Here is a 21,182-nt window from a genome sequence, read left to right as displayed (position 1 = left end):
ACACAAGTGTTGCAATATGGGGGTGGCCTTCTTATACTTCAGGTCAATGCGCATGCGGTATGACCGGGATGATGCAGCTTTGAAGGTAAAGTTCGCCGCGAAGCGGGCCGCCGTTGCGCAGGCCGGCATCGAGTCGCAGTAAAGTGAGCACACATCATGACCAACGTATTCCACCGCAATCCTCGCCAGTCCCTCGCCGTAGCCGTCGGGGGCAAGGGCATCGAACTCATCGACAGCAACGGCAAGCATTACATCGATGCTTCGGGCGGAGCGGCAGTATCTTGCCTTGGTCATGGCCATCCCCGCGTGATCGAGGCGATCAAGGCGCAGGTCGACACGATCGCCTACGCGCACACCTCGTTCTTCACCACCGAGGTGTCCGAAACGCTGGCCGATACCCTGGTACAGGCCGCGCCAGGCGACCTTGACCACGTTTACTTCGTGTCGGGCGGTTCCGAGGCCGTCGAGGCCGCGCTGAAGCTGGCTCGCCAATACTTCGTGGAAATCGGGCAGACCGAACGCCGGCATTTCATCGCCCGCCGCCAGAGCTACCACGGCAATACGCTCGGGGCGCTGGCCATTGGCGGCAATGCCTGGCGGCGCGAGCCTTTCCTGCCGCTGCTGGTGCCGGCGCATCATGTGTCGCCCTGCTATGCCTACCGCGATCAGGCGGCCGGCGAGACCGACGCGCAGTACGCGCAGCGCCTCGCCGACGAACTCGAGACCAAGGTCCTGGAGCTTGGCCCGGAAAGCGTGGCGGCGTTCGTGGCCGAGACCGTGGTTGGCGCTACCGCCGGCGCGGTTGCGCCGGTTGCCGACTATCTCAAGCGCATCCGTGCCGTATGCGACAAGTACGGCGTATTGCTGATCCTCGACGAGGTCATGTCCGGCATGGGACGGACCGGTTATCTTTTTGCCTGCGAGGAAGACGGTGTCGTGCCGGACATCGTGACCATTGCCAAGGGCCTGGGCGCGGGCTACCAGCCGATCGGCGCCATGCTCGCGACCAGCCGCATCTATGATGCCATCGTGGGCGGCAGCGGGTTCTTCCAGCATGGCCACACCTACATCGGGCACGCCACGGCTTGTGCCGCGGCGCTGGCCGTGCAACGCACGATTGCCGAGGAGGGGCTGCTTGCCAATGTGCTGGCACGCGGCGAGCAACTGCGCGCCAGGCTGCGTGAAGTGCTGGGCGATCATCCGAACGTTGGCGACATCCGGGGGCGCGGTTTGTTCGTTGGCGTCGAGTTCGTGGAGGACCGCGCATCCAAGGCGACCCTGGACCCGGCGCTGAAGGTCCACGCGAAGCTCAAGTCGGCCGCGATGCAGAACGGCCTTCTTATCTATCCGATGGGCGGCACGGTCGATGGCGTGCACGGCGACCACGTGCTGTTTGCGCCGCCGTTCATCTGCACGGAAGCGGATATCGATCGCATCGTCGGGCGCTTTGCCCAATCGGTCGGCACGGTGCTGCCATCCTCTCGCATCGCGTTTGCCTGAGAGCCGGATGGCGCGCGGCAATTCCCGCCGAAGATCCACCGCCAGGATGGAAACCGCGCAGGCAGCCTGCCGGCGCGGTTCCTGGCTGGCGGATGTCAGGCCGCCATGCCCAGGAATTGCTGCAGCTCGGGCGTGGCCGGATTGGCGAAGATCTCTTCCGGTGGCCCGATTTCATGCACGCGCCCCTGGTGCATGAACACCACGCGGTTGCACACCTCCCGCGCAAACCGCATTTCATGCGTCACCATCAACAGCGTCATGCCTTCGCTCGCCAGTTGACGTACCACGTTCAACACCTCCATCACCAGTTCCGGGTCCAGCGCCGAGGTAATCTCATCGCACAGCAGCGCGCGCGGGCCAGCGCCTCGGACTCGCTGACGCCGCCCGCCACGGTCGGCGCCAGCATCACGTTGCGTCCCGCGCTCAGATGCGGGAACAGGYTGAACTGCTGGAAGATCATGCCCACCTTGCGCCGCAGCGCGCGCAGCTCAAGCTCGCTGCTGCCCAGCTTGGCGCCGGCCACGGTGATATTGCCTTCGTCAATGCTCTCCAGGCCGTTGATGCAGCGCAGCAGCGTGCTCTTGCCCGAACCGCTCTTGCCGATGATGGCGATCACCTCGCCCGGCTCCACCTTCAGGTCGATGCCTTTGAGCACTTCGTTGGCGCCAAAGCGCTTCTTTACGTTTTCAATGGCGATGAGCGACATTGAGCTTCCTTTCCAGATAACGGCTGTAGCGGGATAGCGGCCAGCACAGCGCGAAGTAGATCAGCGCGACCAGCGCATAGACGGTAAAGGGGCTGAAGGTGGCGTTGGTGATCACCGTGCCGGCCTTGGACAGTTCGACAAAACCGATGATGGATGCCAGCGCCGTGCCCTTGATGATCTGCACCACGAAGCCCACCGTGGGCGCGACGGCGATGCGCAGCGCCTGCGGCAGGATCACGTAGCGCATCTGCTGCAGATGCCCCAGCGAGAGGCAGCCGGCGGCTTCCCACTGGCCCTTGGGGATGGCCTCCACGCAGCCGCGCCAGATCTCCGCCAGGTAAGCGCCCGACCAGAGCGACAGCGCCAGCCCGGCGGCCAGCCAGGCCGGGATTTCCACGCCGAACAGCGCCAGCCCGAAAAAGGCAAGGAACAGCTGCATCAGCAGCGGCGTGCCCTGGAAGACCTCGATAAAGCCCCAGGCCGCGCGGCGCAGCGGCGCGCGGCGGCTGATGCGCATCATCAGTACCAGCAGCCCGGTCACGGCGCCGCCGGCGAAGGCCACCAGCGACAGCACCACGGTCCAGCGGGCCGCCAGCAGCAGGTTGCGCAGGATGTCCCRGCTTGAGAATTCGGTCATGACGCCCTCCGGAACAGCATGCCGCCGACGCCGCGCAGTATCTGGCGCAGGCCGATGGCGAGCAGCAGGTAGATGGCGGTGGTCAGCAGGTAGACCTCGAAGGCCCGGAAATTCCGCCCCTGGACAAAGTTGGCGGCAAAGGTCAGGTCCTCGGCGGCGATCTGCGAGCACACCGCCGAGCCCAGCATGACGATCACCACCTGGCTGGATAGCGCAGGCCAGATCTTCTTCAGGGCCGGGCGCAGCACCACGTGGCGGAACACCTGGAAGGGCGCCATCGCCAGGCTCGCGCCTGCCTCCAACTGGCCGCGCGGCACGGCCGCGATGCCCGCGCGGACAATCTCCGCGCTGTAGGCGCCGAGGTTGATCACCATGGCCAGGATGGCGGCCTGCATTTCGCCCAGTTGCACGCCCGCGCTCGGCAGGCCGAAGAAGATAAAGAACAGCTGGACCAGGAAAGGCGTATTGCGGATCAGCTCCACATAGCCTCCGGCGATGGCCGCCAGCCAGGCCGGGCCCTGGGTGCGCGCCCAGGCACAGGCAATGCCAAGGGCTACCCCCAGCACGCCGCCCACGACGGTGAGTTCAGCCGTGACGGCGACGCCGTGCGCGAACACGCCGGCATAGTCGAAGGCTGAAAGGAAATCGAATTGATAGGACATGCGAATGCGTTCGTTGGGGGCGCGCCGCGGGTGCGCTCATGCGCGCGAGGCTGGCGCAGTACACCGTGCCGGAGCGGTCGTCCGTCCGGCGCGGCTTTCCGTTTCAGGGCATCCGTATCAAAGCGTGGCCGGCAGCGGCATGCCCAGCCACTTCACCGTCAGCGCATTGAGTTCCCCGTCCTTCTTCACGTCCGCCAGGATCGCGTTGACCTTGGCCTGCAGCTTGGGTTCGCCCTTGTTCAGGCCGATGAAGCAAGGCGAGTTCTTGATCAGGAACTTGGGCTCCGGCTTCTTGGGCGGGTTCTTGGCGAGGATGGCGGCCGCGACCACGTTGCCCGTCGCCACCAGTTGCACCTGGCCGGACAGGAAGGCGCTGATGGTGCCGTTGTTGTCTTCGTAGCGCTTGATGGTGGCGGTGGGCGGGGCGATTTTGCTCAACTCTAGGTCCTCGACCGCCCCGCGCGTCACGCCGACGGTCTTGCCGGCCAGGTCGGCGGCGGCGGTCACTTTCTGGTCGGCCGGGCCGAACACGCCGTTATAGAACGGCGCATAGGCTTCGCTGAAGTCGATGGCCTTCTCGCGCTCGGGGTTCTTGCCCATGCTGGAGATCACCAGGTCCACCTTCTTCGTCTGCAGGTAGGGCACGCGGTTGGTGCTGGTCACGGGCACGAGTTCCAGCTTCACCCCCATCCTTTTGGCGATCAGCGCCGCCACGTCGATGTCCAGCCCTTGCGGCTTCATCTCGGCGTTGACCGAGCCGAAGGGCGGGAAGTCCTGCGGTACCGCGACCTTGAGCACGCCGGCCTTGATCACGTCATCGAGCGCTTCGGCGCCGGCGGTCTGCATCGAGAAGGCGAGGGCGGCGGCACCGAGGCCGAGGAGGAGTTTCGAGAGTTTCATAAAGGGTCCTTGCAAGCTTGCCGTTGAGGCGATTAGGTGATGAGGTTGGCGGGGTACGAATTGAGAGTCGATGCTTCAGGCGCGCGGCCCCAGCGGGCGCAGCGCCTGGCGAAGCGGATCGGGCGGGACTTCCGGCGTGGCGGCGCTGAGGCCAGCCTCCACGTGGCCGAGATGCGCATCCATCAGTGCAATGGCGCGTTCGGTGTCGCCCCGGGCCAGCGCCGCCACGATCCGCACATGCTCGGCGCAGGATTCGCTGGCCTGGTGGCTGGACTGGTAGCGCATGGCGATCAGCGTGGTGCGCGCGGTCAGGTCGCGCAGCGTGTCGGCCAGCAGCACATTGCCCACGCACTCGCCCAGGCACACATGGAAGTCGCCCAGCAGGTAGCTGCGCAGGGCGGTGTCGTCGCCGCGCAGCGCGCGCTGTTCCTGCGTCACATGCGCTTGCAGCCGGTCAATGGCAGCCGCCGAGACCGGCGCCGCATAGCGCAGCAAGCCCAGTTCGATCGCGCGCCGCGCGGCAAACGCCTGGCTGGCCTCCTGCCGGGACGGCTCGATCACGAACCAGCCGCGCCGGGCCGACACCGTGACGATGCCGCGTGCCGCCAGCCGCGTCAGCGCTTCGCGCACCAGGGTCCGGCTAACGCCGAACAGTCCCGCCAGCGCCTGCTCGCCCAGCCGGGTGCCGGGGGCCAGCCGCTGGGCCAGGACCGATTGCGTGATGCGCTCGGCGATCCCGGCGGATGTGCTGCCGCGCATGGGGCCGGAGGCATCGGTAAAGGATGGGATGGAGAAGGTCATGGCAGGCTATGAGGCAAGAGGTATGCCAGCCTGATATACAAGCGTGGTGCGCATGTTTTGTACGCAATGGGCCGGTCAACGGCCAGGCGTACGCACCAGTTGTGCGCGCCTTTGTGCCGGGGGAGTGCGGCGGCACGGGAATGGTGCGTGGATGTCTGTGGTGGCGCGGCGCCAGGGGCGCCACCACCAGCCACGCATGTCACCAGCCGCCGCCAAGGGCGCGGAACGTGGCCACCGCAGCGCGCGCGTTGTCGGCATGCACGCGGGCCTGCTGGTCGCGCGCGGCCAGCAACTGGCGCTCCTCGTCCAGCACCTCGAACAGGCTGACGGCACCACCCTTGTAGGCGTCTTCGGAGGCGCCACGCGCCCGCACGTGGGCGTCGATCTCGGTGGACAGTTCCTTGCCTTGCGACTCCAGTTCGGTGAGGGTGACGATGGCGTTCTCCACGTCTTCCGTGGCGCGCAACATGGCCTTGCGGTAGTTGACCAGCGCTTCGGCATTGGCGCCCTTGGCCTGCGCCACCTCGGCATCGACGCGGCCGAAATCGAACAGGCGCCAGCGCAAACCAGCCGCCGCCAGCGGCTGGAACGCTGCAGCGGAAAACAGYTTGCCGGCGCTCAGGCTCTCGAAGCCGAGCAGGGCCGACAACGACAGCTTGGGATAGTACTCGGCGGTGGCCGCCCCGATGCGGGCGCTGCTGGCCGCCAGCCTGCGTTCCGCGGCGATCACGTCCGGGCGGCGGCGCAGGAGGTCGGCGGGCCCCTGGGCCACGGAGATGGCAGGCACCGCCACGCCCTCCTGCAGCGGGCCAAGCTCCGCGGCGTAGGTGCCGGGCTGGGCGCCCATCAGCACATCGAGCCGGTTCAACTGGGTTTGCAGCTCGATGCGCAGCGGCGGGATGGTTACGCGCGCCTGAGCCACCAGCGCTTCCGCCTGCGCCACTTCGCGGCTGGACGACAGGCCGTCGCGCAAGCGCAGGCGCACCAGCTCCAACAGCCTGGCGTTGGTCGCAACCTGGTCCTGCGCAATGGCGATGCGCTGCTGCGCGCCGCGTACCCGGAAATAGGCATCGGCGGCTTCGGCCGCGACCGAGATGCGCACCCCGAACTGGTCGGCCTGCGCGGCCTGCGCTTCGGCGTCGGCCGCTTCCGCGCCACGCCGCAGGCCGCCGAACAAATCGATCTCCCAGCTTGCGCCGGCGCCCACATCGTAGAGCGCGAAATTCCGGTTATAGCCCGGGAACTGGCTGCCGATCTTGCCCAGCGGGCTTTCCAGCGATTGCCGTTCCTTGACTGCCTGCGCCGACAGGCTGCCCTGCGGCAGCAACTGCGCGCCTGCTTCGGCGGCAACGGCGCGCGCCTGCTGCACGCGGGCCAACGCGGCGGCCAAGTCCAGGTTCTGGTCCAGCGCGCGCTGGACGATGCGCGTCAGCGCGGGATCGTCGAAGCCCGTCCACCAGCTATCCAGCGCGGGGGCGGGCCGTTGCGCCTCGCGCGCGGCCAGCGTATCGGCATGCGGGTAGCTTGCCGCCGTGTCGGTGGCGGGCACCCGGTAATCCGGGCCTACCGCCGCGCAGGCAGCCAGGCCCACCGCTGCCAGCGTTGCCGCTGCGAGCGCCGTGGCCCGGGTCGCAAGCGTGCGGATGCGCGGATGCGCCGGGGCGGTTTCGGTGCGGGGCGGGGTACGACTCATTTCCATCTCCTTCGGTTATTCCGGAAGCGGCGTGTCCGCCGCCGCAAAGACTTTGTTTAACAAGTTACTTGCATGATGATATCCACAACTCTATACTAACTTTCATCTTGATAGCAACCTGATTTCCGGAGGTCGCGAACATGCAGAAAAAGCCGCTCGACAATGCGCCTTGTCCCATCGCCCGCAGCCTGGCGCGGGTGGGCGAGCCGTGGAGCATCCTGATCCTGCGGGAGGCGTTCTATGGCGCGAGCCGCTTCGACGACTTCCAGAAGCAACTGGGCATCGCGCCCAATATGCTGGCCCGCCGCCTGGAGACGCTGGTGCGCGAGGACCTGCTGGAGCGGCGCCAGTATTGCGAGCGGCCGCCGCGCTTCGAATACCTGCTGACCGCGCGGGGCCGCGAATTCCGGCCGGTGATGCTGGTGCTGCTGGCCTGGGGCAACCGCCACTTCTCGCCCGAGGGCGAGAGCGTGCAACTGGTGGACCGGCATACCGGCGCCACCGTCACGCCGGTCCTGGTGGATGCGGCGACCGGGCATCCCATCACCGAAGCGGATCACATGGTCGTGCCCGGACCGGCCGCCAGCGAGCGCTTGCGCGCCAAGCTTCACAAATCGGCAGCCGCGCGCGCGGCCGCCACCCCGAACGTCCCGCACGCAGCGGGCCACATCTGAAAGCGTCAATACGAAAGCAAGAGGAAGCGTCATGACAAGCGACATCGCCGCCGAGCGTGCTGGCTCGGAGCCCGTTCCCGTCTCTAAACCCCGGCTCAGCCCCAGGCGCCTGCTGATGACCGGCGCGCTCGTCGCCGCCGGCCTGGGCGCCGCGGCTTACGGCCAGCACTGGTGGTCGCACGGCCGTTTCCTGCAAAGCACCGACGATGCCTATGTGGGCGGGGAGGTGACGGTGATCGCGCCGAAGGTGCCGGGCTACCTGGCCGAAGTCACGGTGACCGACAACCAGCAGGTACGCGCAGGCGACTTGCTGGCCCGCATCGACGATCGCGACTACCGCGCCGCGCTGGCCAAGGCGGAAGGCGCGGTGGCCGCCCAGCAGGCGCTGCTGGCCAATCTCGACGCCACCCGGTCCCTGCAGGAGGCCGTGATCAGCCAGGCCCGGGCGGCGGTGACGGCGGTGGATGCCGACACCGCGCGAGCCCGCGATGACCAGGCGCGTTACCAGAGCCTGGCGGCCAAGTCGGCCGTATCGATCCAGAGCTCGCAAAAGGCAGACTCCGATTACAAGCAGTCGCTGGCCAACACGCAGAAGGCGCAGGCCAGCCTGCTCGCCGCGCAGCGCCAGGTCGACGTGATCGCCACGCAGAAGCTGCAGGCCCAGGCGGCGCTCGCGCAGGCCACCGCGGAGCGCGATATCGCCAAACTGAACCTTGGCTACACGGAGTTGCGAGCGCCCATCGACGGCACTGTCGGCAACCGCCGCGCCCGCGTGGGCGCCTACGCCGCCGGCGGCACGCAATTGCTTTCGATCGTGCCGGCGCGCGGCCTGTGGGTCGATGCCAACTTCAAGGAAGGGCAGCTTGCGCATCTGCGGCCGGGCATGCGCGCCACCGTGGAGGCCGATGTGCTGCCGGGGCGTGTTTTCCACGGCCGCGTGACCAGCCTGGCGCCGGCCACCGGCGCGCAGTTCAGCGTGCTGCCGCCGGAGAACGCCACCGGCAACTTCACCAAGATTGTCCAGCGCGTGCCGGTGCGCATCATGCTGGAGGAGAACGAGGCCACGCTGGCCATGCTCCGGCCCGGCCTGTCCGTGGTCGCCGAAGTCGATTCCCGCGCGGATGCGCAGGTGCAGCCATGAGCACCGGTGTCCTCGCCGCGCCCGGGCAGGGCGCGCAGCCGGCCGAGACCAAGCCTTCACCCCCGGCATTTTCCGCGGCCTCCATGACCACGGGCGCCAAGGTGTTCGCCTTTGCCACCATGTGCGTGGGCATGTTTATCGCCTTGCTGGATATCCAGATTGTCTCGGCCTCGCTGCGCGATATCGGCGGCGGGCTCTCGGCGGGCACCGATGAAACCGTGTGGGTGCAGACCAGCTACCTGATCGCCGAGATCATCGTCATCCCGTTGTCGGGCTGGCTGTCTCGGGTAATGTCCACGCGCTGGCTGTTTGCCGCGTCGGCGGCCGGGTTCACGCTGACCAGCCTGCTGTGCGGCATTGCCTGGAACATCCAGAGCATGATCGCCTTTCGCGCCATGCAGGGCTTCCTGGGCGGCTCGATGATCCCGCTGGTGTTCACCACCGCCTTTGCGTTCTTCGGCGGCAAGCAGCGCGTCATTGCCGCCGCCACCATCGGGGCCCTGGCTTCGCTGGCGCCTACGCTCGGACCCACCGTGGGGGGCTGGATCACCGACCACTACTCCTGGCACTGGCTGTTCTTCATCAACCTGGTTCCCGGTATCTTCGTCACCGTAGCCGTGCCCATGCTGGTGCGCGTGGACCGGCCCAACTGGTCCCTGATACGCGGCGCCGACTACCTCGGCATGACCTTGATGGCGCTGTTCCTCGGCTGCCTGCAATACACGCTGGAGGAAGGCCCGCGCTGGGACTGGTTCGGCGACGACGTGATTCGCGCCACGGCTTGGATCTCGGGCATCGCGGGCGTGGGCTTTGTCTGGCGCAGCCTGACCTATGCGCAGCCGGTGGTGGATTTGCGCGCGCTCAAGGACCGCAACTTCGCGCTGGGCTGCTTCTTTTCCTTCATGGCCGGCGTGGGCATTTTCGCCACCATCTATCTCACGCCGCTGTTCCTTGGCCGCGTGCGCGGCTTCAGCGCGTTGCAGATCGGGTTGGCGGTGTTTTCCACCGGCGTGTTCCAGGTCATGTCGATCCCCGTGTACGCTTTCTTCGCCAACCGTGTGGACCTGCGCTGGCTGATGATGTTCGGGCTGGGCTGCTTTGCGTTCTCGATGTGGCAGTTCGCGCCCATCACGCATGACTGGGGCGCGCAGGAATTGCTGCTGCCGCAGGCGTTTCGCGGCATGGCGCAGCAGTTCGCGGTGGCGCCGGCGGTCACGCTCACGCTCGGGGCGCTGTCGCCGGAGCGGCTCAAGCTGGCGTCCGGCCTGTTCAACCTGATGCGCAACCTGGGCGGCGCGATCGGCATCGCTGGTTGCGCGACGATCCTGAACGACCGCACCAACCTGCATTTCCAGCGCATCGCCGAGCACCTGAACTACCGCAACGAGGCGATGGGCGCGCTGCTGCAGGCCGTCGGCAGCAATATGGCCGCGTGGGGCAACGACATTGTCGACGCGCAGAGCGCGGCGCTCAGGCAACTGTGGGCGCTGGCGTGGCGCGAGGCGCAGACGCAGACCTTTGGCGATGCCTTCCTGGTCATCATGGTCTGCTTTGTGATCACCACCGCGATGGTGCCGCTGATGCGCAAGGTGGCGGCGCCGAAAGCGCCGTCGGCCGACGCGCATTGAGACCTTCAATCGGGAGATGCATGATGAAAGCCATTTTAGCCAACGCGCTGGCCAGCGCCTTAGCCAGCGCCGCACTGTTTGCCGGCATGGCGGCCCAGCCCGTCCATGCGGCTACGGAGCGCCCGCGCGACAGCGGCGTGGGATGCGCCCGTGCCGATAACCGCTACTGCAAGGCGCCGCGCGGTGTTCCCGCCGGCGAAGCCCAAGCGGAATGGTCCGCGACCGCGTGGCCATCCTCGTCCACCAAGCCAGGGAGTCTGTGATGAAAGCCAGGGAAGTCGTGTTATGCCACCCCGTTCGCACCGCCATAGGCGCCTATAACGGTTCGCTCAAGGCCACGCCGGCGACCGAACTGGGGGCGGCCGTCATCCGCGAGACGGTCCGCCGCTCCGGGCTGGACCCGGAACGGATCGGCAGCGTGGTGTTCGGCAATGTGATCCAGGCGGGCAACCGGATGAACCCGGCGCGGCAGGCCGCCATCGGCGCGGGCCTGCCGGTGTCGTTGCCCGCGATGACCGTCAACCGCGTGTGCGGGTCCGGCGCGCAGGCCATCGCCAGCGCCGCCGATGAAATCTGGCTTGGCCATGTCGATGCAGCGGTTGCCGGCGGCATGGAGAACATGGACCAGGCCCCCTACCTGATGCCCGCCGGCCGCTGGGGCAGCCGCATGGGCGACGCGGTGCTGCAGGACAGCATGCTGCGCGACGGGCTGGTGGATGCCTTCTCGGGCGAGCACTCGGGCTGGCATACCGAGGATCTGGTGACCCGCAACAAGATTGGCCGCGATGAACAGGACCGCTGGGCGGAGCGCTCGCAGAGCCGCTTTGCCCACGCGCAGGAACAAGGCCGTTTCGTGGAGCAGATCGTTGGCGTTCCGGTGAAGGCGAAGGGCGGGACGGCGATGTTCGGCGTGGACGAGGCAAACCGGCCGGACACCACATTCGAGATTCTCAGCAAGCTTCGCCCCGCGTTCCGCAAGGATGGCACCATCACCGCGGGCAATGCGCCGGGGCTCAATAGCGGCGCGGCTGCCATGCTCGTCGCCGAACGCGCCCTGGCCGAGAGCCAGGGCCTGGCACCGATGGCGCGGCTGGTGGCCTACGGCGTCGGCGCGGTCGAGCCGGGTCTGTTCGGCCTTGGCCCCGTGCCCGCCGTGCGTCAGGCGCTGCAGCGCGCGCAATGGACGCTGGGCGATATCGAGCGGATCGAGATCAATGAGGCCTTCGCGGCGGTGCCGCTGGCGGTCGCGGGCGAACTCGGGCTGCCGCTCGACATCATCAACGTGGACGGCGGCGCCATCGCGCATGGCCACCCGATCGGCGCGACCGGCGCGGTGCTGACCACGCGCCTGCTCTATTCGATGCGCATGGACGGCATACGCCGGGGCATCGTGACGCTGTGCATCGGGGGTGGGCAGGGCATCGCGCTGGCGCTCGAAATCCTGGATTAAGCAGCACTGGCAGGGCGGGTTTTCCGGCATCGGGACATTTCAATCCAGCTATCATGTTGAAAGTATCAAGATGCCGGATTGGAGCCCTCGACCATGCAAAGAAAGACCTTCAGGAACATGCAATGCCCCATCGCCCGTGGCCTGGAACGGGTTGGCGAGTGGTGGAGCATGCTGCTGATGCGCGAGGCGTTCTATGGCGCACGGCGTTTCGACGACTTCCAGAAGAACCTGGATATCGCGCCCAACATGCTCACGCGCCGCCTGACCGCGCTGGTGGAGGAGGGTTTGCTGGAGCGCCGCCAGTACTCCGAGAAGCCGCCGCGCTATGAGTATGTCCTGACCCAGTGCGGGCGCGACTTCCTGCCCGTGCTGCTGGCCATGCTGGCCTGGGGCAATAAGCACTTCGCGCCGGAAGGCCCCAGCGTGGAGTTGCTCGACAAGGAAACCGGCAAGGTCGTCGAACCGGTGCTGGTGGACGCCGGCACGGGGGAGCGCCTGAGTTTCGCGCGGCACGCGCTGGTGCCCGGTCCCGCCGCCGGAGACGGCATGCGCCGGCGGCTCGAATCCGCTGCCGGCTTCTTGTCGGGCGGCGAGGACGCGGCGGAGGCAGGCGACGAGCTTGCCGGGAGCGGCGCCTCATAGGCTTTTTTTTTATTTATCCCATCCATCGAAGCGGGGAACGTCATGAAGATTCTGGTCCTGGGCGCTGGCGCCATGGGCGGTTACTACGGCGGACGGCTGATGCAGGCGGGCGCCGATGTCACGTTCCTGGTGCGGCCACGGCGCGCCGAGGTGCTGGCCAGGGACGGCCTGGTCGTGCGCAGCGAGCTTGGCGATATCCATACTGCCGTAAAGACCGTGCTCTCCGGCGCGGTCAGGGCGGACTACGACCTCGTCCTGCTGGCCTGCAAGACCTACGACCTGGCCAGCGCGATGCAAGCGCTGGACCCGGCGCTGGACGGCACCCACGGCAAGGGCGCGGCGATCCTGCCGCTGGTCAATGGCCTGCGCGCGTATGAGACGCTGGATGCGCGCTACGGCCGGGAAAGGGTGCTCGGCGGTGTCTCTTACATCGCGACCACGCTGGACGCTTCCGGCGCGGTGGTGCACCAGGGGGCGGTCGACAGACTCGTCGTGGGCGCCCGTGCCGAACCGGCGCAAGCCCTGGCCGGCGCATTTCATGCACTCGCCGCGAGCACGCCTGGCATGCGCGAACTGTCGCCGGCGATCGACCAGGCGCTGTGGAACAAGTGGGTGATGATCTCGGCCGGTGCGCTGATGACGTGCCTGATGCGCGGCACCGTCGGCGAGATCGTCAGGACGGCCGACGGACGGGCGCTGATGCGCCAGGCCATGGACGAGTGCGCGGCGGTGGCGCGCTTGTCCGGGCATGCCTTGCCCGAGCCGGTGGCCGATGCGATGGCCGCGCGGCTGCTGGACGAGACCTCGACGTGGGCCGCCTCGATGATGCGCGACATCGCACAAGGCGCGCCCCGCCTGGAGGCGTTGGACATCGTCGGCGACATGGCGCAGCGCGCCGCGCGGCTGGGACATGACGCGCCGCTGGCGCGCATCGCCTATGCCCACCTGCAGGTCTACGAGGCCCAGCGCGCCGCCGCCTAGCCCCTGGTGTCCGCCGTCACGGCGGCGGCTGCGCGGCGTTCCCGCGCCTGGCGCCGGAACGCGCCTGGCCCCATGCCGAAATACGCCTTGAAGGCCCGCCCGAATGCCGCCTCGGAGGCATAGCCGCAATGCTCGCCGATGCTGGCCGCGGAATCGCGGTCTTGCGTCAGCAGGCGGGCGGCCATTTCCATGCGCAAGGTGGTGACCAGCTGCAGCGGCGTCTCGCCGCTGAGTTGCGTAAAGCGCCGGGCAAAGGTCGCCCGCGACATATTGCATGCCTCGGCCAGCGACGCCACCGACCACGGCTCGGCGGGTGCGCGCAGCACGGCATCGATCGCCCTGGACATGCGCGCATCGGCCATCAGCGCCAGCAGGCTGTGCGTGACCCCGCCCTGGGCGATCAGGGCGCGCAGCAGCAAGGTCAGCAAGGCGGTGGAAAGCTGCGCGATGACCGCCATGCCGCCGGGCTCGGGCGCCTGGGCCTCGTTGCGCATCATGTCGATCAAGGCATCCAGCCAGGCGCAATCGGCGCGTTCGGCGGTGGCGATGCGCAGCACGGGGGGCAGGTTGCGCAACAGCATGGTGCCCGGCAAGCCCAGCACAAAAGTGCCGCACAACATATCCAGCGGACGCTCGTCGCCCGGCACTGTCACTTCCGTCAGCAAGCCGTTGAAGCGCGTCCGGTGGGCCGGCATGTCCGCGCCGGCGGGCGCTGCGCCGTCCGGCAGGCTGCGCAGCGTGTGCGCGGTGCCATGGGGAAACAGCAGCACATCACCCGCGCCAAGCGAGATCGCGTCCTGCTCCACCAGCGCGCGCGCCTGCCCGCCCAGGATGATGTGATAGGGAAGGTGCCCGGGCGGCGCCGCCGCGTTGTCCACGCGCCAGTTGCCGGCGAAGTGGCAGTGCAGGTCCACGGTGCCGGCGGGAGCCAGCATGCGCACCAGTTCGGTCAAGGCGTCCATGACGGGATGTTGAGACGATGGAGCAAGAGATTGCGACTATTGTATGCTGTAAATGACAAGATGGACGCCTAGACTTCAGTCCATGGAAGCAGCGCAACAAACACGGCGCGATCCATCGACCAAACTAACCGGAGTCCATCATGTCCCGTCTTCACACCATCAACGCCACTGAAGCCACCGGCCAGACCGCCCAGTTGTTCGCTGCGATCAAGGGCGCCGTCGGCAAGGTGCCCAACGCCTACCTGGTTATCGGCAGCAATGCCCCCGAGGTGCTTGCCAACGTGCTGCAAACCGGGGCGTTGCTGAAGAACGCCACCCTCAGCGCCCGCGAGCTGGAGGCCATCAATCTCTCTGTCAGCGAAGCCTCGGCTTGTGATTACTGTGTCGCCGCGCACACCATGACCGGCAAGATGGCGGGCTACAGCGCGGAGCAGACACGCGAACTGCGCGCCGGCAGCTACCCGGAAGACAGCAAGATCGACGCCCTGGTCCGCTTTGCGCTGGCCCTGGTGAAGACCGCCGGCACGTTGCCCGCCAGCGCTGTCGCCAATGTGCGCGAAGCCGGCTATACCGACCGCCAGATCATCGAGGCCATCCAGGCGGTCAGTGCGATCCTGTTCACCAATATGGTCAATCGCGTCAACGATACCGTGGTGGATTTCCCGAAGGTGGCGTGAGGGGGAGGCCAGCCGGGGCTGGCCGGGCGAAGCGCCCGGCTACCCGCTGGCCTGCAAGCGGGCTGGCACCATCAGGCCGCTTCATGCGCCGGGAAAACGACACTTCAGGCGCACTTGCCGCCGACTGACCGCGTTGCCCCGTAGCGGGTCGCATATTCCCAGCCCAGTTCTGCAAGCGGCCTTGCCTTGCGGCCGGTTTCCAGCGCATCCGCGGCCGCCGCATTGCCACCTTCCGCGCGCCGCGCAATGCCGTTCATGATGGCGGCCAGCCTGAAGAAGTTATAGGCGAGGTAGAAATCCCAATGTTCCATCTCCTGCATGCCGTTGGCATCGCCATACCACCGAATGTAGGTGGCCTCGTCCGGAATGCCCAGGTCGTGCAGGTCCAGCCCGCCAATGCCGCGCCAGAGCGATGCCGGGATATGCCAACCCATGCACTGATAGGCAAGGTCGGCCACCGGGTGGCCCAGCGTCGATAATTCCCAATCCAGGACACCGAGTACGCGCGGCTCGGTTGGATGAAAGAGCAGGTTGTCCATGCGGAAGTCGCCGTGGACAAGGCTGGTCTGGTGTTCCGGCGGAAGATGGCGTGGAAGCCAGTCGGCCAGGGCCTCCAGCGCGGTATTGCCGTCCGTGCCGGTGTCCTGGCACTGGCGTGCCCAGCGGCTCACTTGCCGTGCGATGTAGTTTCCGCTTTTGCCATAGTCGGCGAGACCTGCCTTTTGATAGTCCACCCGATGCAATGCCGCTATCACCCGGTTCATTTCCCGGTAGATCGCCGTGCGTTCCTCACGCGACAGGCCGGGCAGCGACTGGTCGAACATGACCCTGCCTTGCAGGAACTCCATGACGTAGAAGGGGCTGCCCAGGATCGACGTATCCTCGCTGTAGAGGAACAGTTGCGGGACGGGCACTTCGCTGTCCCGCAGTGCATGCATTACGCGATATTCGCGGTCAATGGCATGGGCGGACGACAACAGCTTGCCGGGCGGTTTGGTGCGCAGTACATATTGCCGCCCTTCGCACCAGATCCGATAGGTGGGATTGGACTGGCCGCCGGCCAGCCGTTGCGCCATGAGCGAGGGCCGCTCGATCAGGCCCTGGCCGTGCAGCAAGGCCGCCAGCCTGGTGCAATCCAGATCCGGCGGGTGTTTATCCGCCGGGGCGGTCTCGCGTTGCGCGCTGGCATGCGTCATCGTGTCTGTCTCCCTGTGCCCCGATCCACTACGGGGTCTCTTCGATTGGTTGTGTCGTTCGCTTCGGGCTAAAGCGTGCTGACCATGTGCCCGCCATCCACCGGCAATACGGCGCCGGTGATGTAATCCGAAGCGTTCGATGCCAGCAGGAGCAGCGCGCCGTCGAGTTGCTCCGGCTGTCCAAGCCGGCGTTGCGGGATCCGTTTGACCAGTGCCTGGCCGCTGTCGGTCTCGAAGAAGCTCCGGTTGATGTCGGTTTCGAAATACCCCGGTGCCAGCGCATTGACGCGGATACCATACCGCGCCCATTCCAGCGCGAGCGACCGTGTCAGGTGAATCAGTCCAGCCTTGGCCGCGGCATAGGCGGGCACTTGCTGGGCAACGCGCATACCAAGGATCGAGGCGATGTTGACGATGCTGCCGCCCTTGCCGCCATCGCGCATCATCTGCGCCGCATGCTGTGCCACCCGCCACGCGCCGCTCAGGTTGGTGTCGATCACGCTTTGCCATTCGTCCTCCGCCACCTCGATGGCGGGACGCGTGACAGCAATGCCTGCGCTGTTGACCACGATGTCGACCGTGCCCAACGCGCTGGCCGCGGCCGCGAAGGCCGACGCCACCGAGGCCGGGTCCCTGACGTCGAGCGAAACCACGCAGCCTTCAGCGCCTTCCTCGCGGAGCGCGGCAAGCAGTGCCTCGCCTTCGCCGACGCGCCGTCCGGCCAGTGCAACCCGGCATCCGGCACGCGCCAGGGTCAGGGCGAAGTGCCGGCCCAGGCCGCCGAATGCGCCGGTCACCAGCGCGACCTTGCCCTCCAGGTCGGCAAACAGGTTAGGGGCGGGATGCGCTTTCATGCAAAATCTCCTTTGATTGCCAGAATGGATGCCGGTGTTGCCCGGCCACCCGTCGCCTGCGGGCAAAGGCGGCCAGCCTATGCTGCCTCAGGCTGCCTTGCCCATGTCTTCGACCACCTTCTTGGCGTCGCCGAACACCATCATGGTCTTGTCCATGTAGAACAGTTCGTTATCCAGGCCCGCGTAGCCAGCCGCCATCGAGCGCTTGTTCACGATGATGGTCTTGGCCTTGTAGGCTTCCAGGATCGGCATGCCGGCAATCGGCGAGCCGGGATCGGTCTTGGCGGCCGGGTTCACCACGTCGTTGGCGCCCAGCACCAGCACCACGTCGGCCTGGCCGAACTCGCTGTTGATGTCTTCCATCTCGAAGACCTGGTCGTAAGGGACCTCGGCCTCGGCCAGCAGTACGTTCATATGGCCCGGCATGCGGCCCGCCACCGGGTGGATGGCGTACTTCACCGTCACCCCCTTCTCGACCAGCTTTTCGGTGAGTTCCTTGAGCGCGTGCTGCGCGCGCGCCACCGCCAGGCCGTAGCCAGGGACGATGATCACGGTCTCGGCATTGCTCATCAGGAAGGCCGCGTCGTCGGCCGAGCCGGCCTTGACATTGCGCTGTTCCGCACCGCCTGCCGTGGCGGCCGCCGCGGTGTTGCCAAAGCCGCCGAGCAGCACGTTGAAGAACGAGCGGTTCATCGCGCGGCACATGATGTACGAGAGGATGGCGCCGGAGGAGCCAACCAGCGAGCCGGCGATGATCAGCATCGGGTTGTTGAGCGAGAAGCCAATGCCGGCGGCCGCCCAGCCCGAGTATGAGTTCAGCATCGACACCACCACGGGCATGTCGGCGCCCCCGATCGGGATGATGATCAGCACGCCCAGCACGAAGGCGATCGCCAGCATCAGCAGGAAGGGCATCCAGGCCTGCGACAGGAAGAAGGCCACGCCGAAGCCGATCATCGCCACCGCCAGCAGCAGGTTGAGCATGTGTTGGCCGGCGAAGGACACCGGCGCGCCCTGGAACAGCCGGAACTTGTAGCGCCCGGCCAGCTTGCCGAAGGCGATCACCGAACCCGAGAAGGTAATGGCGCCGACGAAGCAGCCGATGAACAGCTCGATGCGGTTGCCCAGCGGGATGTCATGCGAGCCCGCGGGCGCAATGCCGAAGGCGGCTGGCTCAGCCACCGCGGCCACCGCGATGAAGACGGCGGCCAGGCCGATCAGCGAATGCATGGCGGCCACCAGTTCGGGCATCTTGGTCATCTCGACCTTCTTCGCCACGTAGGCACCGATGCCGCCGCCGACCACCAGCGCGCCGAAGATCAATGCCAGGCCTTCGGCGACCGACGACTGGGCGGCGCTTGCCGCCATGAAGTCGTTCCTCAGTTTGGCGATCAACACCAGCGTGGTTACCGCCGCGATGGCCATGCCGGTCATGCCGAAGGCGTTGCCGCGCCGTGCGGAACTGGGATGCGAGAGGCCCTTGAGCGCCTGGATGAAACACACCGAGGCCAGCAGGTAGAGCAGGGTGACGAGGTTCATGCTCACGAGATTGCTCATGCCGCGGCCTCCTTGCCATGGGCGCCCGCGGGCTTGGCCTTGGGTTCCTTCTTCTTGAACATCTCCAGCATGCGCTGCGTCACCAGAAAGCCGCCGAACACGTTGACCGCGGCGAGCGCCACCGCCAGCGCGCCCATGGTGCGGCCCACGGGCCCCTCGGTCAGGCCGGCCGCCAGCATGGCGCCGACGATGATGATGGCCGAGATTGCGTTGGTCACCGCCATCAGCGGGGTGTGCAGGGCCGGTGTGACCGTCCAGACCACGTGGTAGCCCACGTAGATCGCCAGTACGAAGATGATCAGGTTGATCACCGTGTGGTTCACCATTTCCATCGACTTCTCCTCAGCTTGTCAGTTCCAGTTCACGGCTCTTGGTCATCAGGCAAGCCGCTACGATGTCGTCTTTCATATCGATGGCAAGCTTGCCATCCTTGTCGGTGATCAGCTTGAGGAAGTCCAGCACGTTGCGCGCGTAGAGCGCGGAGGCGTCCGCCGCAACCATGCCGGCCAGGTTGGTGTGGCCGATCAGCGTGACGCCATGGCGCTCCACCACTTCGTCGGCCACCGTCAGCGGGCAGTTGCCGCCCTGCGCCGCGGCCAGGTCGACCACCACCGAGCCCGGCTTCATCGCCTTCACGGTCTCCTCCTTGAGCAGCACCGGCGCCTGGCGGCCCGGGATCAGCGCGGTAGTGATGACGATGTCGGCGGCCTTGGCGCGCTCGTGCACCAGTTCGGCCTGGCGCCGCATCCAGTCGGGTGGCATGGGGCGGGCATAGCCGCCCACGCCCTGCGCGATCTCGCGCTCTTCGTCGGTGACGAAGGGCACATCGAGGAATTTGCCACCCAGCGATTCGATCTGTTCCTTGACGGCGGGGCGCACGTCGGATGCTTCGATCACCGCGCCCAGCCGCTTGGCGGTGGCGATGGCCTGCAGGCCGGCCACGCCGGCGCCGAGGACCAGCACGCGCGCCGCCTTGACGGTGCCGGCGGCGGTCATCAGCATCGGCATGAAGCGCTGGTAGTGGTGGGCGGCGACCAGCACGGCCTTGTAGCCTGCGATATTGGCCTGGGAGGAGAGCACGTCCATGCTCTGCGCGCGGGTGGTGCGCGGCGCCGCCTCGAGCGCGAAGCCGATAATGCCGGCGGCAGACATGCGGGCTTTGTTTTCCGCATCGAAAGGGTTGAGCATGCCGACCAGCACAGCGCCTTCGTTCATCCGGTCCAGTTCGGCCGGGGTCGGGGCGCGGACCTTGAGCACCAACTGCGCGCCCAAGGCGTCGGCGGCGCTGCCGATGCGGGCACCGGCCGCCTCGTAGGCAGCGTCGGGCTGGCTGGCGCGCAATCCCGCACCGGCTTGCACGATAACCTGGTGGCCCTGTGCTACATATTTCTTGACTGTCTCCGGGGTGGCGGCAACGCGTGCTTCGCCTGCCCGCACTTCTGTCGGGATACCCATCTGCATTGTGTATTCTCCTATGCTCTTGTCTTGCCGTCGCGCGGCCTCGTGACCGGACTGCCGGGCGCCTTCAGTTCAAGAAGCGCTTCCCCACGCAGAGCCCTGGCGGATCATGGAGAACCCGCGTGGCTCGCGTGAAGCCGTTGCTAGCATCTGGGGACAGGGTCTCGATCCGGACTTGCTGGAAAGAAACCGCCGACAGCATGGGCACCGGCGGCGAATGCACCGCCGCCGGGCCCGCTGCTTGTCAACAGGTCAACAGGTCAAACGGTCAACAGGGGACTTCGCCTTCGAGCGTCACCCGGTTCAGGATGCGCTCGGCCTCGCCGTAGTCGTGTACGGCGTAGTGCATGGTGCACCGGTTGTCCCACATCACGACATCGCCTTCCTGCCACATATGGCGGTAGACGTTATCGGGGCTGGTCGAGTGTTCGTAGAGAAAGTCGAGCAAAGGCCGGCTTTCGGCGGGCGTCATGCCCTCGATGGAGTGAGCCGTATCGGGATGCCCCACATAGAGCGCCTTGCGGCGTGTCTCCGGATGGGTGCGAACCAGCGGGTGGACCGCCGAGGGCACCGCATCCGATCCCGTCATCCTGGCGAGCCGCAGTCCCGTGAAACGCACGCGCAGGCCTTCGAGCATGCGTTGCATTGCGGGCGAAAGACGCTCGTAGGCCAGATATTGATTGCACCACATCGTGTCTCCGCCGCGCGGGACCACCACCGCGGAAAGAATGGAGATCTTGGGCGGCACCTCGGTATAGATGGAGTCGGAGTGCCAGGCCTCGGTGGATGCCGTCTCCTTGGGAATCTTGGTGACCTGGGCGAGCTCCGGGAAGTCCGAGAGGCCTTTCAGCAGCGGGTTACCCTGCACGGGCTTGCCCCAGCGCCGGGCGAAGGCAATCTGCGCCGCGGGCTGAAGGTTTTGGCCGCGGTAGACCAGCACGCCGTATTCAAGGAACCCCCGATGCAGCACTTCGAAGGCCGCATCGCTCACCGGTTCGTTCAGATTGACGCCTTCCACCGACGCGCCAACCGAGCCGGTGAGCGGTGTGATCTGGATACTCAT

21 protein-coding genes and 1 pseudogene are annotated in these 21,182 nt (G+C 66.8%); 9 read left to right on the top strand and 13 right to left on the bottom strand.

The window, feature by feature from the left end:
- Positions 1 to 156: 156 nt before the first annotated feature.
- On the top strand, positions 157 to 1,500 hold the full coding sequence (locus AC1DN0_RS05265; RefSeq protein ID WP_441626639.1) for an aspartate aminotransferase family protein: 1,344 nt from the start codon (positions 157 to 159) through the stop codon (positions 1,498 to 1,500).
- Between the two features lie 95 nt (positions 1,501 to 1,595).
- Here the strand turns inward: AC1DN0_RS05265 and AC1DN0_RS05260 are convergent.
- The 6 genes and pseudogenes from AC1DN0_RS05260 to AC1DN0_RS05235 all read right to left on the bottom strand — a co-directional run bounded on the left by AC1DN0_RS05260 (position 1,596) and on the right by AC1DN0_RS05235 (position 6,899).
- Positions 1,596 to 2,206, bottom strand: a pseudogene (locus AC1DN0_RS05260) (amino acid ABC transporter ATP-binding protein).
- On the bottom strand, positions 2,187 to 2,843 hold the full coding sequence (locus AC1DN0_RS05255; protein WP_477145583.1) for an amino acid ABC transporter permease: 657 nt from the start codon (positions 2,841 to 2,843) through the stop codon (positions 2,187 to 2,189). The pseudogene AC1DN0_RS05260 and the gene AC1DN0_RS05255 overlap by 20 nt, the downstream one beginning before the upstream one ends.
- A complete protein-coding gene (locus AC1DN0_RS05250) occupies positions 2,840 to 3,505 on the bottom strand; it encodes an amino acid ABC transporter permease (RefSeq protein WP_441626635.1) in 666 nt (221 codons plus the stop codon). Before AC1DN0_RS05250 ends, AC1DN0_RS05255 begins: the two co-directional genes overlap by 4 nt.
- Positions 3,506 to 3,622: 117 nt before the next feature.
- On the bottom strand, positions 3,623 to 4,405 hold the full coding sequence (locus tag AC1DN0_RS05245; RefSeq protein WP_441626633.1) for a transporter substrate-binding domain-containing protein: 783 nt from the start codon (positions 4,403 to 4,405) through the stop codon (positions 3,623 to 3,625).
- A 75-nt stretch (positions 4,406 to 4,480) separates the two neighbouring features.
- Positions 4,481 to 5,206: a GntR family transcriptional regulator gene (locus AC1DN0_RS05240; RefSeq protein WP_441626631.1), complete on the bottom strand. Its 726-nt coding sequence runs from the start codon at positions 5,204 to 5,206 to the stop codon at positions 4,481 to 4,483.
- A gap of 199 nt (positions 5,207 to 5,405) precedes the next feature.
- Positions 5,406 to 6,899 carry an efflux transporter outer membrane subunit gene (locus AC1DN0_RS05235; RefSeq protein ID WP_441626629.1) on the bottom strand — a complete coding sequence of 498 codons (1,494 nt, stop codon included), beginning with the start codon at positions 6,897 to 6,899 and terminating at the stop codon, positions 5,406 to 5,408.
- Between the two features lie 140 nt (positions 6,900 to 7,039).
- On the opposite strand from AC1DN0_RS05235, the gene AC1DN0_RS05230 reads away from it, so the two are divergent.
- The 7 genes from AC1DN0_RS05230 (at position 7,040) to AC1DN0_RS05200 (ending at position 13,415) form a co-directional block, all read left to right on the top strand.
- Positions 7,040 to 7,573, top strand: a complete 534-nt coding sequence (locus AC1DN0_RS05230) for a winged helix-turn-helix transcriptional regulator (protein WP_441626627.1) — start codon at positions 7,040 to 7,042, stop codon at positions 7,571 to 7,573.
- Between the two features lie 31 nt (positions 7,574 to 7,604).
- Entirely contained in the window at positions 7,605 to 8,714 is a 1,110-nt protein-coding gene (locus AC1DN0_RS05225; RefSeq protein ID WP_441626625.1) for an HlyD family secretion protein, read from the top strand.
- Positions 8,711 to 10,342 (top strand): DHA2 family efflux MFS transporter permease subunit, encoded by a 1,632-nt coding sequence (locus AC1DN0_RS05220; RefSeq protein ID WP_441626623.1) that lies wholly within the window; start codon positions 8,711 to 8,713, stop codon positions 10,340 to 10,342. Before AC1DN0_RS05225 ends, AC1DN0_RS05220 begins: the two co-directional genes overlap by 4 nt.
- A gap of 20 nt (positions 10,343 to 10,362) precedes the next feature.
- Positions 10,363 to 10,605 (top strand): hypothetical protein, encoded by a 243-nt coding sequence (locus tag AC1DN0_RS05215; RefSeq protein WP_441626621.1) that lies wholly within the window; start codon positions 10,363 to 10,365, stop codon positions 10,603 to 10,605.
- Positions 10,605 to 11,792, top strand: coding sequence for a thiolase family protein (locus AC1DN0_RS05210; protein WP_441626619.1), 1,188 nt, complete (start codon positions 10,605 to 10,607; stop codon positions 11,790 to 11,792). The genes AC1DN0_RS05215 and AC1DN0_RS05210 overlap by 1 nt, the downstream gene beginning before the upstream one ends.
- A 93-nt stretch (positions 11,793 to 11,885) precedes the next feature.
- Entirely contained in the window at positions 11,886 to 12,434 is a 549-nt protein-coding gene (locus AC1DN0_RS05205; protein ID WP_441626617.1) for a winged helix-turn-helix transcriptional regulator, read from the top strand.
- Between the two features lie 42 nt (positions 12,435 to 12,476).
- Positions 12,477 to 13,415, top strand: coding sequence for a 2-dehydropantoate 2-reductase (locus tag AC1DN0_RS05200; RefSeq protein ID WP_441626615.1), 939 nt, complete (start codon positions 12,477 to 12,479; stop codon positions 13,413 to 13,415).
- Here the strand turns inward: AC1DN0_RS05200 and AC1DN0_RS05195 are convergent.
- On the bottom strand, positions 13,412 to 14,377 hold the full coding sequence (locus tag AC1DN0_RS05195) for an AraC family transcriptional regulator (RefSeq protein WP_441626613.1): 966 nt from the start codon (positions 14,375 to 14,377) through the stop codon (positions 13,412 to 13,414). The two genes, AC1DN0_RS05200 and AC1DN0_RS05195, sit on opposite strands and share 4 nt — an antisense overlap.
- A 140-nt stretch (positions 14,378 to 14,517) precedes the next feature.
- On the opposite strand from AC1DN0_RS05195, the gene AC1DN0_RS05190 reads away from it, so the two are divergent.
- Positions 14,518 to 15,054 carry a carboxymuconolactone decarboxylase family protein gene (locus AC1DN0_RS05190; RefSeq protein WP_441626611.1) on the top strand — a complete coding sequence of 179 codons (537 nt, stop codon included), beginning with the start codon at positions 14,518 to 14,520 and terminating at the stop codon, positions 15,052 to 15,054.
- Positions 15,055 to 15,158: 104 nt separating this feature from the next.
- Here AC1DN0_RS05190 and AC1DN0_RS05185 read toward each other — a convergent pair whose 3' ends face one another.
- The 6 genes from AC1DN0_RS05185 to AC1DN0_RS05160 form a co-directional block, all read right to left on the bottom strand.
- Positions 15,159 to 16,250 carry a phosphotransferase family protein gene (locus tag AC1DN0_RS05185; RefSeq protein WP_441626609.1) on the bottom strand — a complete coding sequence of 364 codons (1,092 nt, stop codon included), beginning with the start codon at positions 16,248 to 16,250 and terminating at the stop codon, positions 15,159 to 15,161.
- 68 nt (positions 16,251 to 16,318) lie between these two features.
- Positions 16,319 to 17,104 (bottom strand): SDR family NAD(P)-dependent oxidoreductase, encoded by a 786-nt coding sequence (locus AC1DN0_RS05180; RefSeq protein ID WP_441626607.1) that lies wholly within the window; start codon positions 17,102 to 17,104, stop codon positions 16,319 to 16,321.
- Positions 17,105 to 17,191: 87 nt separating this feature from the next.
- Positions 17,192 to 18,661 carry an NAD(P)(+) transhydrogenase (Re/Si-specific) subunit beta gene (locus AC1DN0_RS05175; protein ID WP_441626605.1) on the bottom strand — a complete coding sequence of 490 codons (1,470 nt, stop codon included), beginning with the start codon at positions 18,659 to 18,661 and terminating at the stop codon, positions 17,192 to 17,194.
- Entirely contained in the window at positions 18,658 to 18,993 is a 336-nt protein-coding gene (locus tag AC1DN0_RS05170; RefSeq protein WP_045237502.1) for an NAD(P) transhydrogenase subunit alpha part 2, read from the bottom strand. Before AC1DN0_RS05170 ends, AC1DN0_RS05175 begins: the two co-directional genes overlap by 4 nt.
- Positions 18,994 to 19,003: 10 nt before the next feature.
- Complete coding sequence (locus tag AC1DN0_RS05165) at positions 19,004 to 20,122, bottom strand: Re/Si-specific NAD(P)(+) transhydrogenase subunit alpha (RefSeq protein WP_441626603.1); 1,119 nt, start codon at positions 20,120 to 20,122, stop codon at positions 19,004 to 19,006.
- 265 nt (positions 20,123 to 20,387) lie between these two features.
- Positions 20,388 to 21,182 carry a TauD/TfdA dioxygenase family protein gene (locus AC1DN0_RS05160; protein ID WP_441626601.1) on the bottom strand — a complete coding sequence of 265 codons (795 nt, stop codon included), beginning with the start codon at positions 21,180 to 21,182 and terminating at the stop codon, positions 20,388 to 20,390.

This window comes from Cupriavidus sp. 05N39 (assembly GCF_056397325.1).
This window is presented reverse-complemented; position numbering and strand designations above follow the sequence as displayed.